Source organism: Lysinibacillus sp. UBA5994 (genome assembly GCF_002429725.1).
Taxonomy (GTDB): domain Bacteria; phylum Bacillota; class Bacilli; order Bacillales_A; family Planococcaceae; genus Lysinibacillus; species Lysinibacillus capsici.
Genome location: NZ_DJAU01000012.1, coordinates 194,378 through 212,050 on the forward strand (window position 1 = coordinate 194,378; position 17,673 = coordinate 212,050).

Here is a 17,673-nt window from a genome sequence, read left to right on the forward strand (position 1 = left end):
TAAACGTATGAGGAGTAAGCATTATGAAAGATAATCATCAAGATTCACAACTAAAGCGGGAATTAAGTACGCGTCACATGCAATTAATTGCACTTGGCGGATCCATTGGGTCGGTTTATTTTATGACTCTAGTTCAACCACTCAAATGGCAGAGCAGGCAAAGTGAGGAATAGGCTCTAAAGTAGCGGTTAAAACATGAAAAGTAGCGGATACAACGTGAAAAGTGATGGATAGAGCAGGCAAAGTGAGGGATAGAGCAGCCAAAGTGAGGGATAGGCTCTGAAGTAGCGGTTAAAACATGAAAAGCAGCGGATACAACGTGAAAAGTGATGGATAGAGTAGGCAAAGTGAGGGATAGGCTCTGAAGTAGTGGTTAAAACATGAAAAGTAGCGGATACAACGTGAAAAGTGATGGATAGAGTAGGCAAAGTGAGGGATAGGGCCATCTATTTTGCTCCTTTTCATTTAAGGGTCATATTGTTGAGTAAAGCAATACATCTTACATTTGCGTGTTTATCTTAACATTGGGTCCAATTGTTGAATAACATTCTTTTAAGTAAAGTTTCCAAACAAAGCTTCTGGCACTTTAAGTTTCAGCATTTTAATACATGATATACTTAAACGCACTTGAATTAACACAAGGTATATTGTTATCTTTGTAGTATCTAATTATTATAATAAATTGCGGTGAAATTCAATTCTATAAAGGGAGTGTAAAGGTGGACCTACTACTTTGGGTAACTATTGGTTTCATAATAATTGGATTTGTTGTGCTCGCTTCTATGAAAAAAGATATGGAAAGTAAGGTCGCTTTTATAAAATTGAATATGGAAGAAGAGGGAAATTCATCAAAAGCAAGATCTGTAGTTTGGTGGATATGGAGTACCACTGCTTGGGGGATCGTAAGTCTGTTTCTTGTTGTTTGGTGTGTCCATCATTACTTTGGGTAACTTTTTGGCTTCAAATGGGTAAAAACAGGTACTGCACATTTCTAAATGAAATATTGTAGCAAAATATATTAAAAGCAAAGGGTGGGTATTTTGAAGATAATCGAGACGGAACGATTATACCTTAGAGCGTTAAAAATGGACGATCATCATGAATTATCAAAAGTGCTTTCCGACCCCGAATCTATGCAATATTACCCTCATCCCTTTAATCAAGAAGAGGTTAAAAATTGGATCAGATGGAATGAGAAAAATTATAAGCAATATAATCACGGACTATGGGCAGTTGTTTTAAAAGAAGGAGATCTATTTATCGGTGATTGTGGAATAACCATGCAAAACATTGACGGTGTATGGTTACCTGAAATCGGTTTTCACATTATTAAAGCGTATTGGAATAAGGGGTATGCGACAGAAGCGGCATCTGCTTGTAAGGAATATGCATGGAATGTTCTGGGCTATTCTGAAATATTTTCATACACGACCTTAAAAAATATCCCATCCCAAAAAGTTGCGGAAAAAATCGGGATGGAAAATTATAAGATTTTTGAGAAGAATGGTGAACAACAAATCGTTCAAGTTGCCTACAAAAGTTTATGAATAGTTAGTAACTCATTTTTTATTCCAGAAAAGGGCGCGTTTATTTAGGAACGTGTCTTTTTCTTTTAAAGAATTGAATTGCATTCATTTTTCAAAGGAGGATCGAATGAAGAAATATATAAAAGGTTTAGTGCCTTGCATTTATTTGATGTTGTCGTTCTTTGTACTATCTGGCTGCAATGCTCAAAAAAGTGGTAATACTTATTATTTATTATTGATGGGTGAAAGTGAAAGCTGGAATCTAACTGGGTATGAAATTGTTATAACACCAGAAGACTTTAAAGCAGGATTTGGGACCTTAAAAATGAAAAACGTCAATACGTATATGACAGATTTCTTCCACTTTGAAACGCATGTGGTTATCGAAAGTGATGATTCAGTAGTTCATACTGATTCAGTTACTGGTGAGACGAATATAGCAGAATATACAACTGGTGCTATTGCAGGGCCATACATCAATAAAAATGGTGACTTTATTACACTGAAAGATATACATGAGATTTATGTGGTCGTTGAATGGTGGGATACTAGTAAGAACGAAAGTATAAAAGAAAGAGTAGATTTATTTAACAAATCGAAAAAAGAACAGTCCTTCTTGAACGAACTATAGGTAAAGTTGAATAACGATCTTCTGGGACGCTTTTCTGAAATAATAGAAAAGCGTCTTTCTTCATGAAAAGGGCCATTATCAGTAAGCCCATCTAATACATAGGTACTGTTGCATCATCTAGAAGTGCATTGCATACTACTGCAATCTTGATAAAAAGGCTACTCTAAAATATTTCCAGGAGATTGAACAATTTTTTAGAAAACGAGCGTCTAAGTAGTAGGATTGAAACGAGGTGAGTTGTTGTTGGAACAAATCGTAGAACAATATGGTGAATATTTGTATCATCTTAGCTATTTATATATGAAGGATTTTCAGCTTGCAGAGGAGATTACACAGGACGTACTCATGAAGTACTTATTACATAAAGACGATTTTAGAAAAGATGCTTCATTGAAAACGTATTTAACCCGTATCGCTATTAATTGCTGTCACGATGAACTACGTAAACAAAAGAGAAAATCATTTATTTCAAAGCTTTTACCACTAGGTAGAACTGAACCCTCCGTAGAGCAAACATATATAGCAACTGAAGATTTTGCAACTTTAAAGCAAATTGTCTTTGCATTACCACTTCATTATAGGGAAGTCATTGTACTGTTTTATTATGAAGAATTTGATGTTTCTGAAATTGCTAGTTTATTAAACGTCTCACAAAACACCGTTCGTACAAGGATTCGTCGAGCGAGAGAATTGTTGAAAACAAATCCGGAACTGGAGGCAATATTTTATGAAGGAATTTAAAGACAAGCTAAAAGAAGAATTGCGACAAGATGCCCCATTTACAAACGACATCAAGCAACGTATATTGCAAAAGAAACCCATAAAAAGAAAGTTTAACTGGCAGGTTGTCACCGTATCTATTGCAGCTTGTTTCATTATTGGGTTAATGCTATTCGTTGAGTTTTCTCAAAAGAATAACCTACAAACCGCAAGTCAGCAAAATGAGCTACTACCGATTGTCGATGATGTTTCTTCGTTAGACATCATTCAACCTAAATATGCCCATCTACTTGGAAAACAATGGATGCTGCATTTTTTACCAATGATTATCGATAAGGAAGCCCCCATTACGTATGGAGATTATATTGCTTTTTATGGAACGGATGGGCTTGTCGTTTCAACTGTATTAGGATTAGGGAATGATCATGTAACAATGAAGCAAGGGCAAATTTTAGTAGAGGATACCCCATTAAAAGTACATGGATTAAATGAGCAAATAAAAAAAGAGGATATCAATGACCCATTGAAAAACCCTTACTTTTTTCATAACTTTGGAACAAGACCAGCGCCATTCAATGACAAATCGATTTCTGCGAAAGAAAAAGAAATGGTTGTTTATGACAGTGACGAAGGCCATACGATTATGAAAATTAGTGAGGGGCAATTAGTCGGTAAGGTCGTAGGCTTCCAAAATTTTGAGCTAACATTTGAATTGTCTGAACAGGAGCAGCAAGTTTTTGATGCCTTTAAAGCGGATTATAATATTGAAAAGTTAAAAAATCTGACACCCCAAGCGATTACTAAAATGTTTTTAATGAGTGATATTGAAAAAGATTATGAAACATACGAAGCATTGTTTACAACAAATAAGAACGAAGAAACAGAAAGTATTCGAAGATATTATGAGAAAACGAAATTCGTACGTCAGGAGTTGTTTACAAAGGAAATAAATCGCCTTATTATTGCAAACCTCTTTGCTGGGCTAGAACATGCGGAGTTTGAGCAACAAACAGATACAACAGGTGTTGTAAAATTTATTTCACTTGAAGGACCAACAGAGCTAGGTATGGAGAAAAATGCCCAAGGAATTTGGCAGCCAGCCTTTAGTAGGGGAATTTATTAGGTTTTTAGAAAGGACATCAATTCTAGTTGATAATTTTCATCAGTATCTTTATCTAACAATCGGACGCGTTTATTTCGAAACGCGTCTTCTTTTATAGGTCATGTAGATTGAATAAAGAGCAGGATAGTTTAACGATATAGGTGGATTTTTATGGTAAAATATTTAGTGGAATGTATTTTTGGGGAGAATAGTGAGTTTTAAGAAAAGGAGTGTTCAATGTTGAAAAAAGTGTTCTCAGGAATTTTTCTTGGGTTGATTCTAATCATGACTTCGTCACCGGCATATGCAGCCGATTTTCAAATAAAAGTTGACGGTGTTACAATTGCATCTGATGTAAATCCAGAAGTTAAAAGTAATCGGACAATGGTTCCTTTACGTGTAATTAGTGAAAATTTAGGGGTAAATGTTGTATGGACGGATGCCCAAATCACTCTTACTAAAAACGATATACAGGTAACACTAAAACTTAATCGTAATCAAGTGGTGAAAAACGGTAAAACAGAAACGCTTGATGTAAAGCCATATATGAAGAATAATCGTACTTTTGTTCCGATGCGTTTTCTTGCCGAAACATTTGGCAGCAATATCACTTACAAAAACGGTACAGTAACAGTTGAGACACAGCCTCTCTTTATTGATGGTATAAAAGTAAAAGCATTGCAATACGAATATCATATGACATTAGGCGGAGTCGTACAGCAAATCAATGGGAATGGTTATAACGAAGCTATTTATAATACTTTTATAAAAAATAATGGAAGTAAAATCGAAGCACCTACTTATAATCCTTGGAATTCTCATCCCATTCCAGTAGGAGACTATGATAAAAATGCGCAATTTGATTTTTTAGACCAAGACTCGAACAGTATCAAACGGTTTGATATTTATTTTTCCACGGGGGACTTGGGCGGAGTTTTGGTGCATGATACTACTGCAAATCATTGGTATGTCTACAGTGATACCGCAAGACTGGGAATACTTCAATTAATTGATACAGCCTCGTTGAACGGCTTTGTGACGGTTATGAGTAATACAGTTCCATAAGGTGGATGATAGTGTTTTACTATTGTTTTAACGGACTTACTTTAATAAGGAGTAGAGCCTTTTTCTACTTAAACAACATTGCAACTTTGTTTGTACCATTACGCAGGTTTATATTTTCATGTTGTCAGAAGAAATGAGGTAATTTATTTGGATGAATGGAAGAAAGTTGTACTTAGTTTACTCGAAATCATTGTAATTCTATCGATTGGTTTACTTTTCACAACTTATATTTTAAGACCTATATACGAGAATTTTGGAATTCAATTTACAGGTGACGTATGGGTAAACTGGTTTGGATTATCGTATATTTTATTCGTCTTATACTCGTTGATTGTCGGTATTTTTATTTTTCAGGAAAGTAATATCTTTAAACAGCGACGTACATCCGTACTCTTTTGGCTCATTTTTATTGGTTCAAATTATGTAGTTTTTATTCCTTTTATAAAAGGTGAAAATCCATTCTAAGACTTCTATATAGTTCATTATTTCAACAATCCCAAAATCTATTACCGACACAAAGTAGGATAAAAATCAAAAACTGCATCCATTTAGATGCAGTTTTATTTTTTTCTAATCAGTGTTTCACCAAGTGGGATTCCAACCACAACAACCAAAACAGTTAAAATTAATAGTGCTCTAAAAATAAAATATGCAGCTTCATCAAACATCGTATCCCTCCTTCTTTTTTACAATATCTACCTCATATTCCGAAAGAATTATTGTTGTGTTTTTATAGTTTACGTCATTACAAGGTACGTATGCAGTTTTTAAAAAATTTGTGGTCTTCAGACATTTCTTTAGTAAGGAATACGTCATGCTTCCTCTAAAGGGTCACTTTAATCCTTTAGAAAATGGAAGAATACAACCTTATATTGATGCTATACAAGATCTTCAATCGTTATTTGCTAAAGAATGAGCTAAAGGTTAATAATCCTTTACCCGAGATAATAAATAGTAAACGATACATAAGTAAATTTAATGGGGGTTATGATGATGAGGGTAGCGAAGAAAATAGCCAAGATAGCAGGAATCCTTCTAGTTATACTGACTTTGTTTATGGGGGTTGGATACGCTATTCTTGTGATTAATCCGTTAGGAAATAAACCAGGCAAGCCAGTTGCGGATATTGAAGACAAGGTGGAGATTTGGGGAGAAGAAGTGGCAGGTAATCATTCGGGAAGTAAACTTGACGATATGAATATTAAGGGCAATCCTAACAGACTTTTGGCGACATTCAAATTTTCCACTGGCATTGTGGGAGAAGACTATAAAGACAATGAAGCGGCCATTGATACCTTTACCTATGTCCATGAAATTGAAGGGGGCTATGAAAAATCAACCTATGAAGATGAGCCCTATCTGATTCCTTATACGGTAGCGAACAGTGACAGTGCCGTCATTATTATGCCAGGTGGTGGTTATGGCTTTAAGGAAATGGATGGAGGAACAGCGGAAGGAAAGGAAGTAGCTGCATCATTAAATAAAGTAGGTATTAATGCATTCGTTCTCCACTATCGTTCCAATCCCTATGAGTGGCCTATTCCACAGCTAGATGTTCAGCGTGCCGTCCGATTTCTACGTTATCATGCCAATGATTATGGTCTCCATCCAGATCGAATTGGTTTAATAGGTTTTAGTGCTGGAGGCTATCAAACGGGTAGCTTTATTAACCTCATTCAGGGAGAAAAACTGTTTCCTGCTAGTTATCAGCCTGATGCCATTGATGCTGTTGATGATCAAGTAGCATCCGCTGCTATGATTTACCCTGCATTGACGTATCGCTATAATGTGCCCATGCTCTTTGCTTCTTTTAATGATGAAGATGTCAGAAATCCAGAAAAACGTGAAGAGCTCTTGCAGCAGACAGATTTATCTACGCATTTCAGAACAGCTCATATACCTCAGTTTATAGCTTATGGGACAAAGGATTTAGCAATCGGGGTAAAAGGTCCACAGGAGTATATCCAATCTGCACGAAACGCAGACGCGGATGTGACTGTGATAGTAGCAGAGGACCAGAATCATGGCTTTAAGCAGGAATACTATATGAGAGCATACCTTGAATGGGTAAAGAAAATTTTTGCTTCTTTATAATTCGCTTTAAAAGAGCTCAAAGATTTTAGTAAGTGCTATTTTATATGGTTTAAAGTAAAATAGTAGTAAGGTATTCACCATCAACTCAACTAATCTAATTAGTTGAGTTTTATGTTTTTATAGAAAAAGCTACTAAAATATTGTAAAGAAGATGTGATGATTAATGGGGAAAATTGCTATATTAGCAGAGAAACCATCTCAAGCAAGAGCATATGCAGACGCCTTTAAAGTGAAGCAAAAAGAGAAAACCTTTATTGAACTGGAACCTTGTGCTACTTTTCCTCATGGTGCAGTTATTACCTGGGCGGTGGGTCATCTTGTTGAATTAAAGGAGCCGAAAGAATATCAAAAGGAATGGGAGAAGTGGTCGCTTGCTTCATTACCGATCATTCCGCAAAAATTTGAAGATAAAGTGGTCTCTAAAACGTATCCACAATTCAATGCAGTCAAAAAAATCTTTAGTGATCCCCAAGTAACAATGATTTATAACTGCTGTGATAGTGAACGTGAGGGTTCAAATATCTTCTACTCCCTTTTGAAAATGACAAAAGTAAATAAGCCAGTTAAACGATTATGGATCAATTCATTAGAAGTGGAGGAAATCCGAAAAGGTTTTAATCATATGCAAGGTAATGAGCGTGATTTGCTTATGTACCAAGAAGCCAAAACGCGTCAAATTAGCGATTGGCTAGTGGGTATGAACTGTAGTCGCCTCTATACGCTACTGTTGCAGAAAAAGGGCTTCAAGGGCAGTATCTCCATCGGACGAGTACAATCGCCAACCGTCTATTTAATTTATAAAAGACAGCAGGAAATTGAACAGTTCAAGCCTGAAAAATTTTATGAAATTGAAGGGGTATTTAAAGCTCAACATGGTGTATATAAAGGGAAGGCGAAGCTAAAGACAAAAGAGCGGGCTGAGGCAGTGCAGTTATTGCAACAGCATGGGATTGAACCGAATGATACAGGTCTCATTACAAGTGTCACGAACAAAACGAAGCGGATGGCACCACCTAAACTACATGCGCTATCAACTTTACAAGCGGCTGCCAATAAACGTTGGAAATACAGTCCATCACATGTGTTGAAACTTACGCAATCACTTTATGAGAAAAAACTCGTTTCTTACCCACGTACCGATTCACAGCTCATTACACATAATGAGTTTGCTTATTTAAATGAATCATTAGGAAACTATCAGCAGCTCGTGGGAAAAGCATTTCAGCCAATCAATAGAGGGAAGAACAAGCGCTATGTCGACAGTGCCAATGTTGGGGAGCACTATGCGATAATTCCAACGAAAAAAATACCGACCGCCAAAGCGTTGCAATCCATGAATGCTGATGAACGAAATATTTATTTTGAAATCCTCAATACGACACTCGCTATGTTTCATCAGGATTATGAATACGATGAAAAAACGATTATCACGAATGTCAAAAATGTAGAGTTTAAAACAGTAGGGAAAACAGAGCTTGTCAAAGGCTGGAAAGAATTATTTTCAAATGAGACAGAGGTGCAGGCGCGTGAGGAGTCTTTACCTGTTGTCTTCCAAGATGAGCTGGTACAAAGTAAGATTGCTATACTAGAAGGCACGACAACACCTCCGAAGCCCTATACAGAAGGTCAACTCATTACGATGATGAAAACCTGTGGTAAATCGGTTGAGGATGAAGAGGAAATCGAGGTGCTGAAATCGATTGAAGGGATTGGGACGGAAGCAACTCGAAGTGGCATTATCGAGACGATTAAGAAGCATGGATTTATTGAAGTACGAAAAAATATCGTGAGCATTACACCGAAAGGACAGCTTTTATGTCAGGCAATTGAAGGGACATTACTGTCAAGTCCTTCCATGACGGCCAAATGGGAAATTTACTTACATAAAATTGGCCATGGGGAAGGCTCTGCCAAGCATTTTATTGAGAGCATAGGCAAGTTTATTCATCAACTAATAGCAGAGGTGCCTAAACAGTTAGAGTCACTGACAATTGAAGCAGAGCAGTTTAAACCAGCTGTGGTCAAAGATATTGCCATGTGCCCAGCATGCAAGGAAGGGAAAATAGGCTTGCGTAAAAGCTTTTACGGATGTTCGAATTATAAAAATGGTTGTAAGCAAACGTTCCCACAAAGGCTATTAGGAAAAAAACTAACGGAAAAAAACATCCATGATTTATGTAAGAGTGGGAAAACTGCTATGATGAAAGGCTTTAAATCAAAGAATGGCAAACAATTTAATGCAGCCCTACGTTTGGTAGAAGGAAAAATTGAATTTGAATTTAAAGAAAAGTAAATGCTGATAGTTTCAAAGGACTTCCAACATGAAAGTAGGATAGTGTGTTTGTATAGGACATGCTATCCTATTTTTAAGTAAATCAGTCACCTAAAAGGAGCGATGTAATGACGACTATAAAAGAAATTGGCAGCTTATGTCTGACAGATAGTGATGGATACATTATTAATCATGCAGATTGGAATAAAATCAACCCTATTTTTCTTGCTGTCATCAACGATGTGGTTCATACCTATCGCACCCTTCTCCAAGATGACTTACATAGCATTTATATAAGGGGATCGATTCCAAAGGGTATAGGTATTGAAGGAGTAGCTGACTTAGACACAATAGCGGTTACGAAGCATAAGCCTAAAAAACAGCAGGTAAAGCGGATAAAAGAAGTAGAACAAGCGTTAACTCAAAACCATCATTGTGTAGATGGGATTGAGCTAAGTGTATTCGGTAAAGAAGATATTTTAAATACGACATCTTTTTCAATCATTAGTTTCATCCTCCAAACCCATAGTATAAGTGTCTTTGGAGAGGATTTAATACCTCGATTACCAAGATATAAAGCGAACGAGGCTTTAGCGAATGACCACCTTATTCATTTGCAGGGGCAAATAAAAAATGCCTGTGATGATCTTCAAGATAATTCGGATAGAGAGGATATTAAAGATTGTTGTAAGTGGATTATGAAAATTATAGTAAGAGCAGGACTTGCACTTGTCATAACGAAGGAAAACACCTATACAAGGGATTTATTCCCCGCCTACAAACGGTTCTCAGAATATTTCCCTGACAAGGAAAGCGACATGAGAAGGGCACTTGAATATGCAATAACACCCATAATCGATACGAACGTTTTGTTATTGTTTTTAAATGAATTTGGAACGTGGATGGTCAGTGAAGCGGAGAAATGGTTACAATTCTATAACCCTACTAGAGAATTAAACATGAAAATCATATAACTTTCGAGACAAATAGAGAAAGGTAATCACATTTGCGTTGTGATTACCTTTTGTTGTTAATTGAAATTTGGTGTTCTGCTTTATCTTTCAAAAGGGTTGTCAATATAAGGGCCTTTAATGGTAATACGCATTAACTGGGTCGCCATAAATTTGGGGGTATAGGGCATATCATTTTCTAACCACCAGACGATTACTTCAAGAAAGGCGGCTGCATAAAAACGGACGGCCATTTCGCGCGGCACGGTCAGCTTTTGGTCGTCAGGCTCCATCATTTGAATGCCGCTCGAGACAAAATTGATAATAATGTCTTTAAGACCATCGGAGAAATAAGGGATATTTTTTTCTGTGAGATAGACCTTGTATAGCTTACTATTCAGCGCTATTTGTTCAAATAAATGCATAAATGTCTCATGTGGCTGGTCATAATTTGGTAATAAATCAAAATCCTTCTTCTCTTCGAAGGGTGGATGGATACTACTTACAAGCTCATGCAAGGCTTCTTCTGAGCTTTGATAGAGAAGGTCTAATTTATCACGGTAATGTAAATAAAAAGTGGCACGGTTTAATGTAGCCCGTTGTGTAATATCTTGTACCGTAATCTTTTCATAGCCTTGTTCATCAATTAATGCCACTAGTGCATCTCTTAATAATTGGCGCGTTCTGATGACGCGAGGGTCCATTTTTTTCGACATTTTGAAGCTCCTTGTATTAAATTTTCTATTTAAACAACAGTCCGATTGCAAGTGTTGTGAAAGCATCATTATGGGCTTTGGTGTTGTTTGCCCTTTTTCAATTGCGCGTTATAATTATATTAACGACACCGTGTCGATAATACAACTAGTTGTTAACGTGTTCACGAATTGTTCATTTATATAGAAGAAAGGGAGTTTTATGATGGGTCGTTTAAATGGGAAAGTAGCAATTATTACAGGAGCAGCAATGGGAATGGGCGCTTCTGAGGCAAAACTATTTGCACAAGAAGGCGCAAAGGTCATTGCAACAGATGTACAAATCGAGCCCTTGAATAATTTAGTAAAAGAAATTAAAGAAAATGGTGGGGACATTATTGGTCTTCAACATAATGTTACTTCTGAGGATGAGTGGAAAGCAGTGATTGCCGAGGCTGTAAAGGCATATGGCAAAGTGGATATCCTCGTCAACAATGCGGGCGTTTCATCACCTAAAACAATTGCCAACATGGAAATGGCTGAATGGAATAAAATTATGGATATTAACCTGAATGGTTGTATCATTGGCATGAAATATGTGATTCCTGAAATGCAAAAAGCTGGCGGTGGTTCAATTATCAATATTTCTTCGATCGGTGGAATCGTGGGAATGGCTGGTACAAGCCCTTATACAGCAGCAAAAGGAGCGCTTCGTGTGCTTTCTAAATCGGCTGCGATTGAATATGGTAAAGATAAAATTCGTGTGAATTCTGTTCATCCAGGCATTATTGTAACACCAATGACAGCGCCTACGATGGAAGAGGGCGGTGCATTGCCATACTATCAAGCTTACACGCAATTACCATACTTCGGTGAACCTGAAGATGTAGCTTATGGCGTAGTGTTCTTAGCGTCAGACGAATCCCGCTTTATGACAGGCGCAGAGCTCGTAATCGATGGCGGCTGGACAGCCATTTAATCCAATAGCAAAATCAAAACTAGGCATCACTCGACGTGAGCCTAGTTTTTTTATATCCACAGTCACTCCATAAAGGCCTCAAGAACGAGCGAAAAACCTCATAAATAAAAGAAAAAGCCTTGCTGAAGGAATCAACGATACATACAAAAATAGCACAGACATAGTGGATATTTGTGCATATCATAAATGGAGTAAGCGTTTTCTTCATTTATATAGAAGAAAGTCAAAACCGAAAATTTCACGATTATGTGAACGTCACGAAAAAAAATTCACAAAAACCTTAACTATTTCATGTGAAATCCGTATAATAAATCAAACAGTACGAAAATTGTCCATATTTCTCGAAAAATTGCGTGAATTTTTTAAATTGTATTGACGTAGGAAACGATAATTTGTACACTGTGTACAGTCAATTGTTTTGTGGAGGAATACAATTAATTTGAAAAAGTTAGGATTTGATAGATATGATCGTGTGTAAATTTGGTGGAACATCTGTAGCAAGTGCAGAACAAATACAAAAAGTAGCAAACATTGTAAAATCTAATCCGGCGCGTAAGATTGTTGCCGTTTCAGCACCAGGGAAACGTTCTGGTGACGATATAAAAGTAACTGACCTATTAATACAATTAGCAAATGCAGCGTTACTACAAGAGAATACAGAGGAAAAATTGCAAACTGTTGTGGATCGTTTTAGAGCGATTGCTGATGGTTTGGGGCTAGATAATGCCATTTGTGACGTAATCGCAGAAGATTTACGTGAACGTGTACAAGGTGACAAAACAAATGTGGAATTATTCATCGATAGTATTAAAGCAGCAGGTGAAGATAATAACGCCAAGCTTATTGCAGCTTACTTTAATGCCATTGGTATGCCCGCACGCTATGTCAGTCCTAAAGAAGGTTTAGTGGTCAATGATTTACCAGAAAGAACCTTTGCATTACCTGAAGCGTATGCTAATTTAGCCCCTTTAAAAGACACAAAAGAAATTATTGTGTTCCCAGGGTTCTTCGGTTACACTAAAGCGGGCGTATTGCGAACATTTGACCGCGGTGGCTCTGATATTACAGGCTCTATTTTAGCAGCAGCCGTTGAAGCGGAGCTGTATGAAAACTTTACGGATGTGGATTGTGTGTTCTCCGCGAATCCGAAAGTCGTCAACGATCCAGTGGAAATTAAAGAAATTACGTATCGCGAAATGCGCGAATTATCATATGCAGGCTTTTCAGTGTTCCATGATGAAGCGTTAATGCCTGTCTACAAGATTGGGGTGCCCGTTAACATAAAAAATACAAATAATCCATCAGCCCCAGGTACACGTATTGTACCAAGCCGTCCTGCAACAGGTCGTCCAGTTACAGGTATTTCGGCAGACAGTGGCTTTTCAACTTTATATGTCTCTAAATATTTGATGAATCGTGAGGTAGGCTTTGGACGTAAGCTACTCCAAATTTTAGAAGATGAAAATATTTCTTATGAACACACACCATCTGGTTTAGACGATATTTCTGTCATCATGCGTTCGAATCAACTAACACCAGAAAATGAAGCACGCATTCTTAGTCGTGTGAAAGAAGAGCTACATGCAGAGTATGTAGAAATGCGTCACGGTTTTTCCATGATCGTGATTGTGGGCGAAGGGATGCGTCATAACACAGGATTAGCTGCCCGTGCTGCCACAGCGATTTCAAAAACTGGCGCAAATATTGAAATGATCAATCAAGGTTCTTCTGAAGTGAGCCTCGTGTTTGGTGTCCTTCAGGAATATGAAAACCGCATTTTACAAGCGTTATATGAAGAGTTTTTTGCCCATGCAAAAGCATAATGACACAATCGTCACTAATCCAAGTGTTTCTTGCTTGGATTAGTGTTTTCTTTTTGCCGAGAATACGGTAAAATCGAGGGCGTACATAGTTGGGAGGGTTATTCGTGAAGAATTTAACAATCGGTATGCTTTTTTCAATCATCGGGATACTTTTTGTCTGTTTAACGATTATGGATATTTTACCGTCATCGACAAAAACAATGAAAATTGTTTACATAGGCATTGGGTGGGTCTTTATTATCGTCGGCTCTGTCATCCGCTTTAAGAATCTCAAACAAAAGCAGCAATAACACTTTGAAAATGGAATTGTGACAATAGCCAAAGTTATGATACAATTTCAAAGAAAATAAATAATTTGAGTATTATGAAGTTGTTATTCTGTACAAATGTTCAGAAGGTTCAAATTTTAATAAAGAATCGACCGTACAAATTCTTCTTTGTAAGAATTTGTTTTTTTATGTTCCGTCATAACTTTATCGCGAGGAGGCGATTGATTGCCTATACTTACTAAGGATTGCATTCATATTTTTGACGATTATGTTGCCCTTCAAACAGCTTCAGCCATGAAGGTTGTATCCTCAGCCATGCATAACCCAGGCTTCGGTCATTATACGCATCTGATGAATCGAACGGTGCCTATTACCTATGATGAACGACAGCCACATCAGGAATTGCTGCAGTTTTTGCAGGCACAGCATTTCCCGCATGACAATACAGTGGCTATGATGACGGCTGTCCAAGCCAAGTTTGCGACTATTCGTGACTTTACATATGAGGGAATCCACCTTGTCATTATGATTACCGCAGGGCTTGGCAATGCGGTGGATATTACCCGTGCTTTTCAACGAGAGGAGCAGTACCATGCAGGCACCATTAATACTTGGGTACTGATCAATGGGAAGCTGTCTGATGAGGCACTTTTTCAGGCAATGATTTCAACTACGGAAGCCAAGGTCAAGGCTTTAGTAGATGAGGGTGTTACAGATCCTACGACAGGCACGCTAGCTACAGGTACATCTACTGATAGCTTGCTTATTGCCTCGACAGAAGAAGGGGACTTCCATCAATATGCAGGTCCCATCACTATGCTTGGTAAGGTCATTGGCTATGGTGTTTATGAAACGTTGTGTGAGGCGGTTAGAAAATACAAAAAAGATAAAGAGGAGAGGTCTAAATGATTGCTATCGTGATTGCCTGCATCATAGGGCTTATTTTTGATTTAGTAGTAGGGGACCCTCCGAAGCTTCCTCATCCTGTACGCTGGATTGGACACTTGATTCAATCGCAAACAGCTTTATGGAATAAGGGCAAATGGCGCAAGCTACGTGGGACAGTGATGGCACTTGCTGTTGTTGGCACGACCATGTTTGTGGTGACGCTAATTCTATTACTAAGCTATCAGGTGAGTATCATTTTTGGCATCCTTGTAGAGGGTCTGCTGATTGGTATCGGACTGGCACAGCGGAGCTTGAAGGAGGCGGCGATGGCTGTCTATGAGCCGCTTGTCAAAGGGGATTTTTCCGAAGCACGTGTTAAGCTGTCTTGGATTGTCGGACGTGATACCGATAAACTAGGTGAGGATGAAATTGTGCGTGGTGTGGTAGAAACGGTTTCTGAGAATACAGGTGATGGTGTGACAGCTCCACTCTTTTATGCCTTTCTATTTGGGGCAATTGGTTTATGGGGCTATAAGGCTGTCAATACCTTAGATTCGATGGTGGGCTATAAAAATGAAAAATATAAAGACTTTGGTATGTTTTCAGCCAAGCTTGATGATGTCCTGAATTTTATTCCAAGTCGCATTACAGGCTTACTGATCGTGCTTGGTACGAAAAATGAAACAGATCGTTCGCTTGGCAAGCGCTTAAAGCGTTGGGTACAGGACGCTAAGAAACATCCTAGTCCAAATAGTGGCTATTTAGAGGCAGCGACTGCAGTGCAGCTTGGTGTACAGCTAGGAGGAAAAAATACGTATCAGGGCGTTGTTTCTCATCGAGCAATTATGGGGGAAAAATTAGTGCCATTAACGAAAGAGCATATTGCAACGTCCATTATTCATATGCGTATTGCCACAGTACTGTTTGCGCTTGTTATGTTAGCAGTGGAGGTGTTAATTTATGCGGTTACCTAATCACGGAGCAAATCCGCAAAATGTTTATCAGCAATTAGGCTTAACGATGCCTGAGGTGGTGTATGATTTCAGCGAAAATGTCAATGCGGCAGGACCACCAGCCTTTGTGGAGGCACGTTGGCGTACTTTTTATCCACTAATTCAGCGCTATCCAGATCCAGATGGGGAGCCTTTTTTAACGAAGGTCGCTGCTTTTCATCAAGTAGCAAAGAATACGATTTTACTAGGCAATGGGGCTTCAGAGCTTTTTAGTGTACTAGCAAGACGCTATGCCAATAAGCGTGTCATCATTGTGCATCCAACTTTTTCAGAGTATGAGCGAACATTGCGTGCAGCAGGTGCTACGATCGTTCCTATTGTCGTGACAGATTTTATCAATTACACATTGCCATTAGAGCAGCTACAGCAGGAAATGTTGACGGCAGATGCTGTTTATCTTTGTACACCTAATAATCCAACTGGCGTATTGCCAAATAAGGAAGATTTACTCGCCTTAATCGCACACGGAGCAATCGTTAACTGTGAGCTTGTTATCGATGAGGCATTTATGGATTGGGTAGATGAGGCGCATTCGCTGATTCAGTTTAGTGCCCAAAACCCACATGTTATTGTCGTTCGTTCGATGACTAAAATGTATGCGATTCCAGGTTTACGACTTGGGTATTTGGTTGCGCATGCTACAATTGTGAGCGCCTTAAAAGAAATGCTACCGCATTGGAATTTAAATGCCTTTGCGCTTGTAATTGGGGCAAGCTGTTTAGACGAACAGCACTATTGTCAGCAGGCAATTACCTATGCCGCTGCGCAAAGGGAATGGCTGCATCGTTACTTACAGGACAATGGCTGCCAAGTAACGAATAGTGTGACGAATTATGTGTGCTTCTCCTTACCGAAAACACAGCAAGCAGACGCCTTTTTCACCTATTGTCTTGCACAGGGGGTTGTGCTGCGTCACACAAAAAACTTTCAAGGCTTGCAGGGTGAGTGGTTCCGTATTGGCATAAAAGACATTGCAGCCATGACATCTTTACATAATTGTCTACAAACGTGGTTTAACCTAAATAAGGGGAGAGAAAAGTGACAACTTTTTATCTAGTAAGACATGGGGAAACACAATGGAATCAGGAGCATCGACTACAGGGGTGGCTGGATTCTCCATTAACGGAAAACGGTAGAGCAGCGGCTGAAAAACTTCACAAGCAACTGCAACAGATTCCTTTTACCGCTGCTTATTGTAGTTCAAGTGGTCGTGCAAGAGAGACGATGGCTATTTTGATGGCCAATCGCAAGCTGCCTATTGCCTATGAAGATGATTTACGGGAGATCTTTTTAGGGAAATGGCAGGGGCAGACAATCGACGATATACTGGCGACACATAAGCTTGATTATGAGCTATATACGAACTACCCTGCGCAGTTTGTGGCGAGTCATACAGAAAGCTTTGGAGCTGTAACAGAAAGAGCGATGTTTACATTAAAAAAAATAGCAGCCCAACATCACAATGAAACGATCCTCATTGTCTCCCACGCTGTAACGATTAAATGCATTATCAATGCTATTTTACAGCGCAGTATTAGTGAGCTATGGGCGGCCCCATACATTCATGGGACAAGTGTGACAGTGATTGAACGGCAAGGTCAACAATGGCTTGTGAAGGATATTGGTAATTTACATCATTTACAATAGGA

Annotated in this window: 18 protein-coding genes; 17 read left to right on the forward strand and 1 reads right to left on the reverse strand. The window is 38.4% G+C overall.

Annotated elements, in window-relative coordinates:
• The first annotated feature begins 719 nt into the window (after positions 1–719).
• The 10 genes from B3D98_RS03465 (at position 720) to B3D98_RS03510 (ending at position 10,384) form a co-directional block, all read left to right on the forward strand.
• The gene (locus B3D98_RS03465; protein ID WP_066038523.1) at positions 720–950 is read left to right on the forward strand and encodes a hypothetical protein; all 231 of its coding nucleotides are present in this window, start codon (positions 720–722) and stop codon (positions 948–950) included.
• A gap of 90 nt (positions 951–1,040) precedes the next feature.
• On the forward strand, positions 1,041–1,547 hold the full coding sequence (locus B3D98_RS03470; protein ID WP_083225430.1) for a GNAT family N-acetyltransferase: 507 nt from the start codon (positions 1,041–1,043) through the stop codon (positions 1,545–1,547).
• A 106-nt stretch (positions 1,548–1,653) separates the two neighbouring features.
• Positions 1,654–2,157: a hypothetical protein gene (locus B3D98_RS03475; protein ID WP_131519913.1), complete on the forward strand. Its 504-nt coding sequence runs from the start codon at positions 1,654–1,656 to the stop codon at positions 2,155–2,157.
• Between the two features lie 243 nt (positions 2,158–2,400).
• The gene (locus B3D98_RS03480) at positions 2,401–2,898 is read left to right on the forward strand and encodes an RNA polymerase sigma factor (RefSeq protein WP_016994968.1); all 498 of its coding nucleotides are present in this window, start codon (positions 2,401–2,403) and stop codon (positions 2,896–2,898) included.
• Positions 2,885–4,000 (forward strand): hypothetical protein, encoded by a 1,116-nt coding sequence (locus tag B3D98_RS03485; RefSeq protein WP_288580632.1) that lies wholly within the window; start codon positions 2,885–2,887, stop codon positions 3,998–4,000. Before B3D98_RS03480 ends, B3D98_RS03485 begins: the two co-directional genes overlap by 14 nt.
• Before the next feature lie 219 nt (positions 4,001–4,219).
• Complete coding sequence (locus B3D98_RS03490; RefSeq protein ID WP_288581086.1) at positions 4,220–5,044, forward strand: copper amine oxidase N-terminal domain-containing protein; 825 nt, start codon at positions 4,220–4,222, stop codon at positions 5,042–5,044.
• A 147-nt stretch (positions 5,045–5,191) separates the two neighbouring features.
• Positions 5,192–5,509, forward strand: a complete 318-nt coding sequence (locus tag B3D98_RS03495) for a hypothetical protein (RefSeq protein ID WP_054548773.1) — start codon at positions 5,192–5,194, stop codon at positions 5,507–5,509.
• Positions 5,510–6,037: 528 nt separating this feature from the next.
• Complete coding sequence (locus B3D98_RS03500) at positions 6,038–7,138, forward strand: alpha/beta hydrolase (RefSeq protein WP_288580635.1); 1,101 nt, start codon at positions 6,038–6,040, stop codon at positions 7,136–7,138.
• Between the two features lie 163 nt (positions 7,139–7,301).
• Positions 7,302–9,431: a type IA DNA topoisomerase gene (gene topB, locus B3D98_RS03505; RefSeq protein WP_288580638.1), complete on the forward strand. Its 2,130-nt coding sequence runs from the start codon at positions 7,302–7,304 to the stop codon at positions 9,429–9,431.
• Between the two features lie 107 nt (positions 9,432–9,538).
• The gene (locus B3D98_RS03510) at positions 9,539–10,384 is read left to right on the forward strand and encodes a nucleotidyltransferase (protein WP_288580641.1); all 846 of its coding nucleotides are present in this window, start codon (positions 9,539–9,541) and stop codon (positions 10,382–10,384) included.
• Between the two features lie 80 nt (positions 10,385–10,464).
• Here the strand turns inward: B3D98_RS03510 and B3D98_RS03515 are convergent, their stop codons facing one another.
• The gene (locus tag B3D98_RS03515; RefSeq protein ID WP_009371039.1) at positions 10,465–11,076 is read right to left on the reverse strand and encodes a TetR/AcrR family transcriptional regulator; all 612 of its coding nucleotides are present in this window, start codon (positions 11,074–11,076) and stop codon (positions 10,465–10,467) included.
• 202 nt (positions 11,077–11,278) lie between these two features.
• On the opposite strand from B3D98_RS03515, the gene B3D98_RS03520 reads away from it, so the two are divergent.
• The 7 genes from B3D98_RS03520 to B3D98_RS03550 all read left to right on the forward strand — a co-directional run bounded on the left by B3D98_RS03520 (position 11,279) and on the right by B3D98_RS03550 (position 17,671).
• Entirely contained in the window at positions 11,279–12,031 is a 753-nt protein-coding gene (locus B3D98_RS03520; protein WP_004228793.1) for a glucose 1-dehydrogenase, read from the forward strand.
• A gap of 464 nt (positions 12,032–12,495) precedes the next feature.
• Complete coding sequence (locus B3D98_RS03525) at positions 12,496–13,854, forward strand: aspartate kinase (RefSeq protein ID WP_048390622.1); 1,359 nt, start codon at positions 12,496–12,498, stop codon at positions 13,852–13,854.
• 104 nt (positions 13,855–13,958) lie between these two features.
• Positions 13,959–14,144, forward strand: coding sequence for a hypothetical protein (locus B3D98_RS03530; RefSeq protein WP_048390624.1), 186 nt, complete (start codon positions 13,959–13,961; stop codon positions 14,142–14,144).
• Positions 14,145–14,348: 204 nt separating this feature from the next.
• Complete coding sequence (locus tag B3D98_RS03535; RefSeq protein WP_288580645.1) at positions 14,349–15,032, forward strand: adenosylcobinamide amidohydrolase; 684 nt, start codon at positions 14,349–14,351, stop codon at positions 15,030–15,032.
• Positions 15,029–15,985 (forward strand): adenosylcobinamide-phosphate synthase CbiB, encoded by a 957-nt coding sequence (cbiB, locus tag B3D98_RS03540; protein ID WP_288580647.1) that lies wholly within the window; start codon positions 15,029–15,031, stop codon positions 15,983–15,985. Before B3D98_RS03535 ends, cbiB begins: the two co-directional genes overlap by 4 nt.
• The gene (locus B3D98_RS03545) at positions 15,972–17,066 is read left to right on the forward strand and encodes a pyridoxal phosphate-dependent aminotransferase (RefSeq protein WP_054548767.1); all 1,095 of its coding nucleotides are present in this window, start codon (positions 15,972–15,974) and stop codon (positions 17,064–17,066) included. Before cbiB ends, B3D98_RS03545 begins: the two co-directional genes overlap by 14 nt.
• Positions 17,063–17,671, forward strand: coding sequence for a histidine phosphatase family protein (locus B3D98_RS03550; protein WP_054548766.1), 609 nt, complete (start codon positions 17,063–17,065; stop codon positions 17,669–17,671). The genes B3D98_RS03545 and B3D98_RS03550 overlap by 4 nt, the downstream gene beginning before the upstream one ends.
• Positions 17,672–17,673 lie beyond the last annotated feature (2 nt).

Coding starts and splice junctions, on each gene's coding strand:
- B3D98_RS03475 (WP_131519913.1), top strand. CDS start 1,654: ATGAAGAAATATATAAAAGGTTTAGTGCCTTGCATTTATTTGATGTTG.
- B3D98_RS03485 (WP_288580632.1), top strand. CDS start 2,885: ATGAAGGAATTTAAAGACAAGCTAAAAGAAGAATTGCGACAAGATGCC.
- B3D98_RS03500 (WP_288580635.1), top strand. CDS start 6,038: ATGAGGGTAGCGAAGAAAATAGCCAAGATAGCAGGAATCCTTCTAGTT.
- topB (WP_288580638.1), top strand. CDS start 7,302: ATGGGGAAAATTGCTATATTAGCAGAGAAACCATCTCAAGCAAGAGCA.
- B3D98_RS03510 (WP_288580641.1), top strand. CDS start 9,539: ATGACGACTATAAAAGAAATTGGCAGCTTATGTCTGACAGATAGTGAT.
- B3D98_RS03515 (WP_009371039.1), bottom strand. CDS start 11,076: ATGTCGAAAAAAATGGACCCTCGCGTCATCAGAACGCGCCAATTATTA.
- B3D98_RS03520 (WP_004228793.1), top strand. CDS start 11,279: ATGGGTCGTTTAAATGGGAAAGTAGCAATTATTACAGGAGCAGCAATG.
- B3D98_RS03525 (WP_048390622.1), top strand. CDS start 12,496: ATGATCGTGTGTAAATTTGGTGGAACATCTGTAGCAAGTGCAGAACAA.
- cbiB (WP_288580647.1), top strand. CDS start 15,029: ATGATTGCTATCGTGATTGCCTGCATCATAGGGCTTATTTTTGATTTA.
- B3D98_RS03545 (WP_054548767.1), top strand. CDS start 15,972: ATGCGGTTACCTAATCACGGAGCAAATCCGCAAAATGTTTATCAGCAA.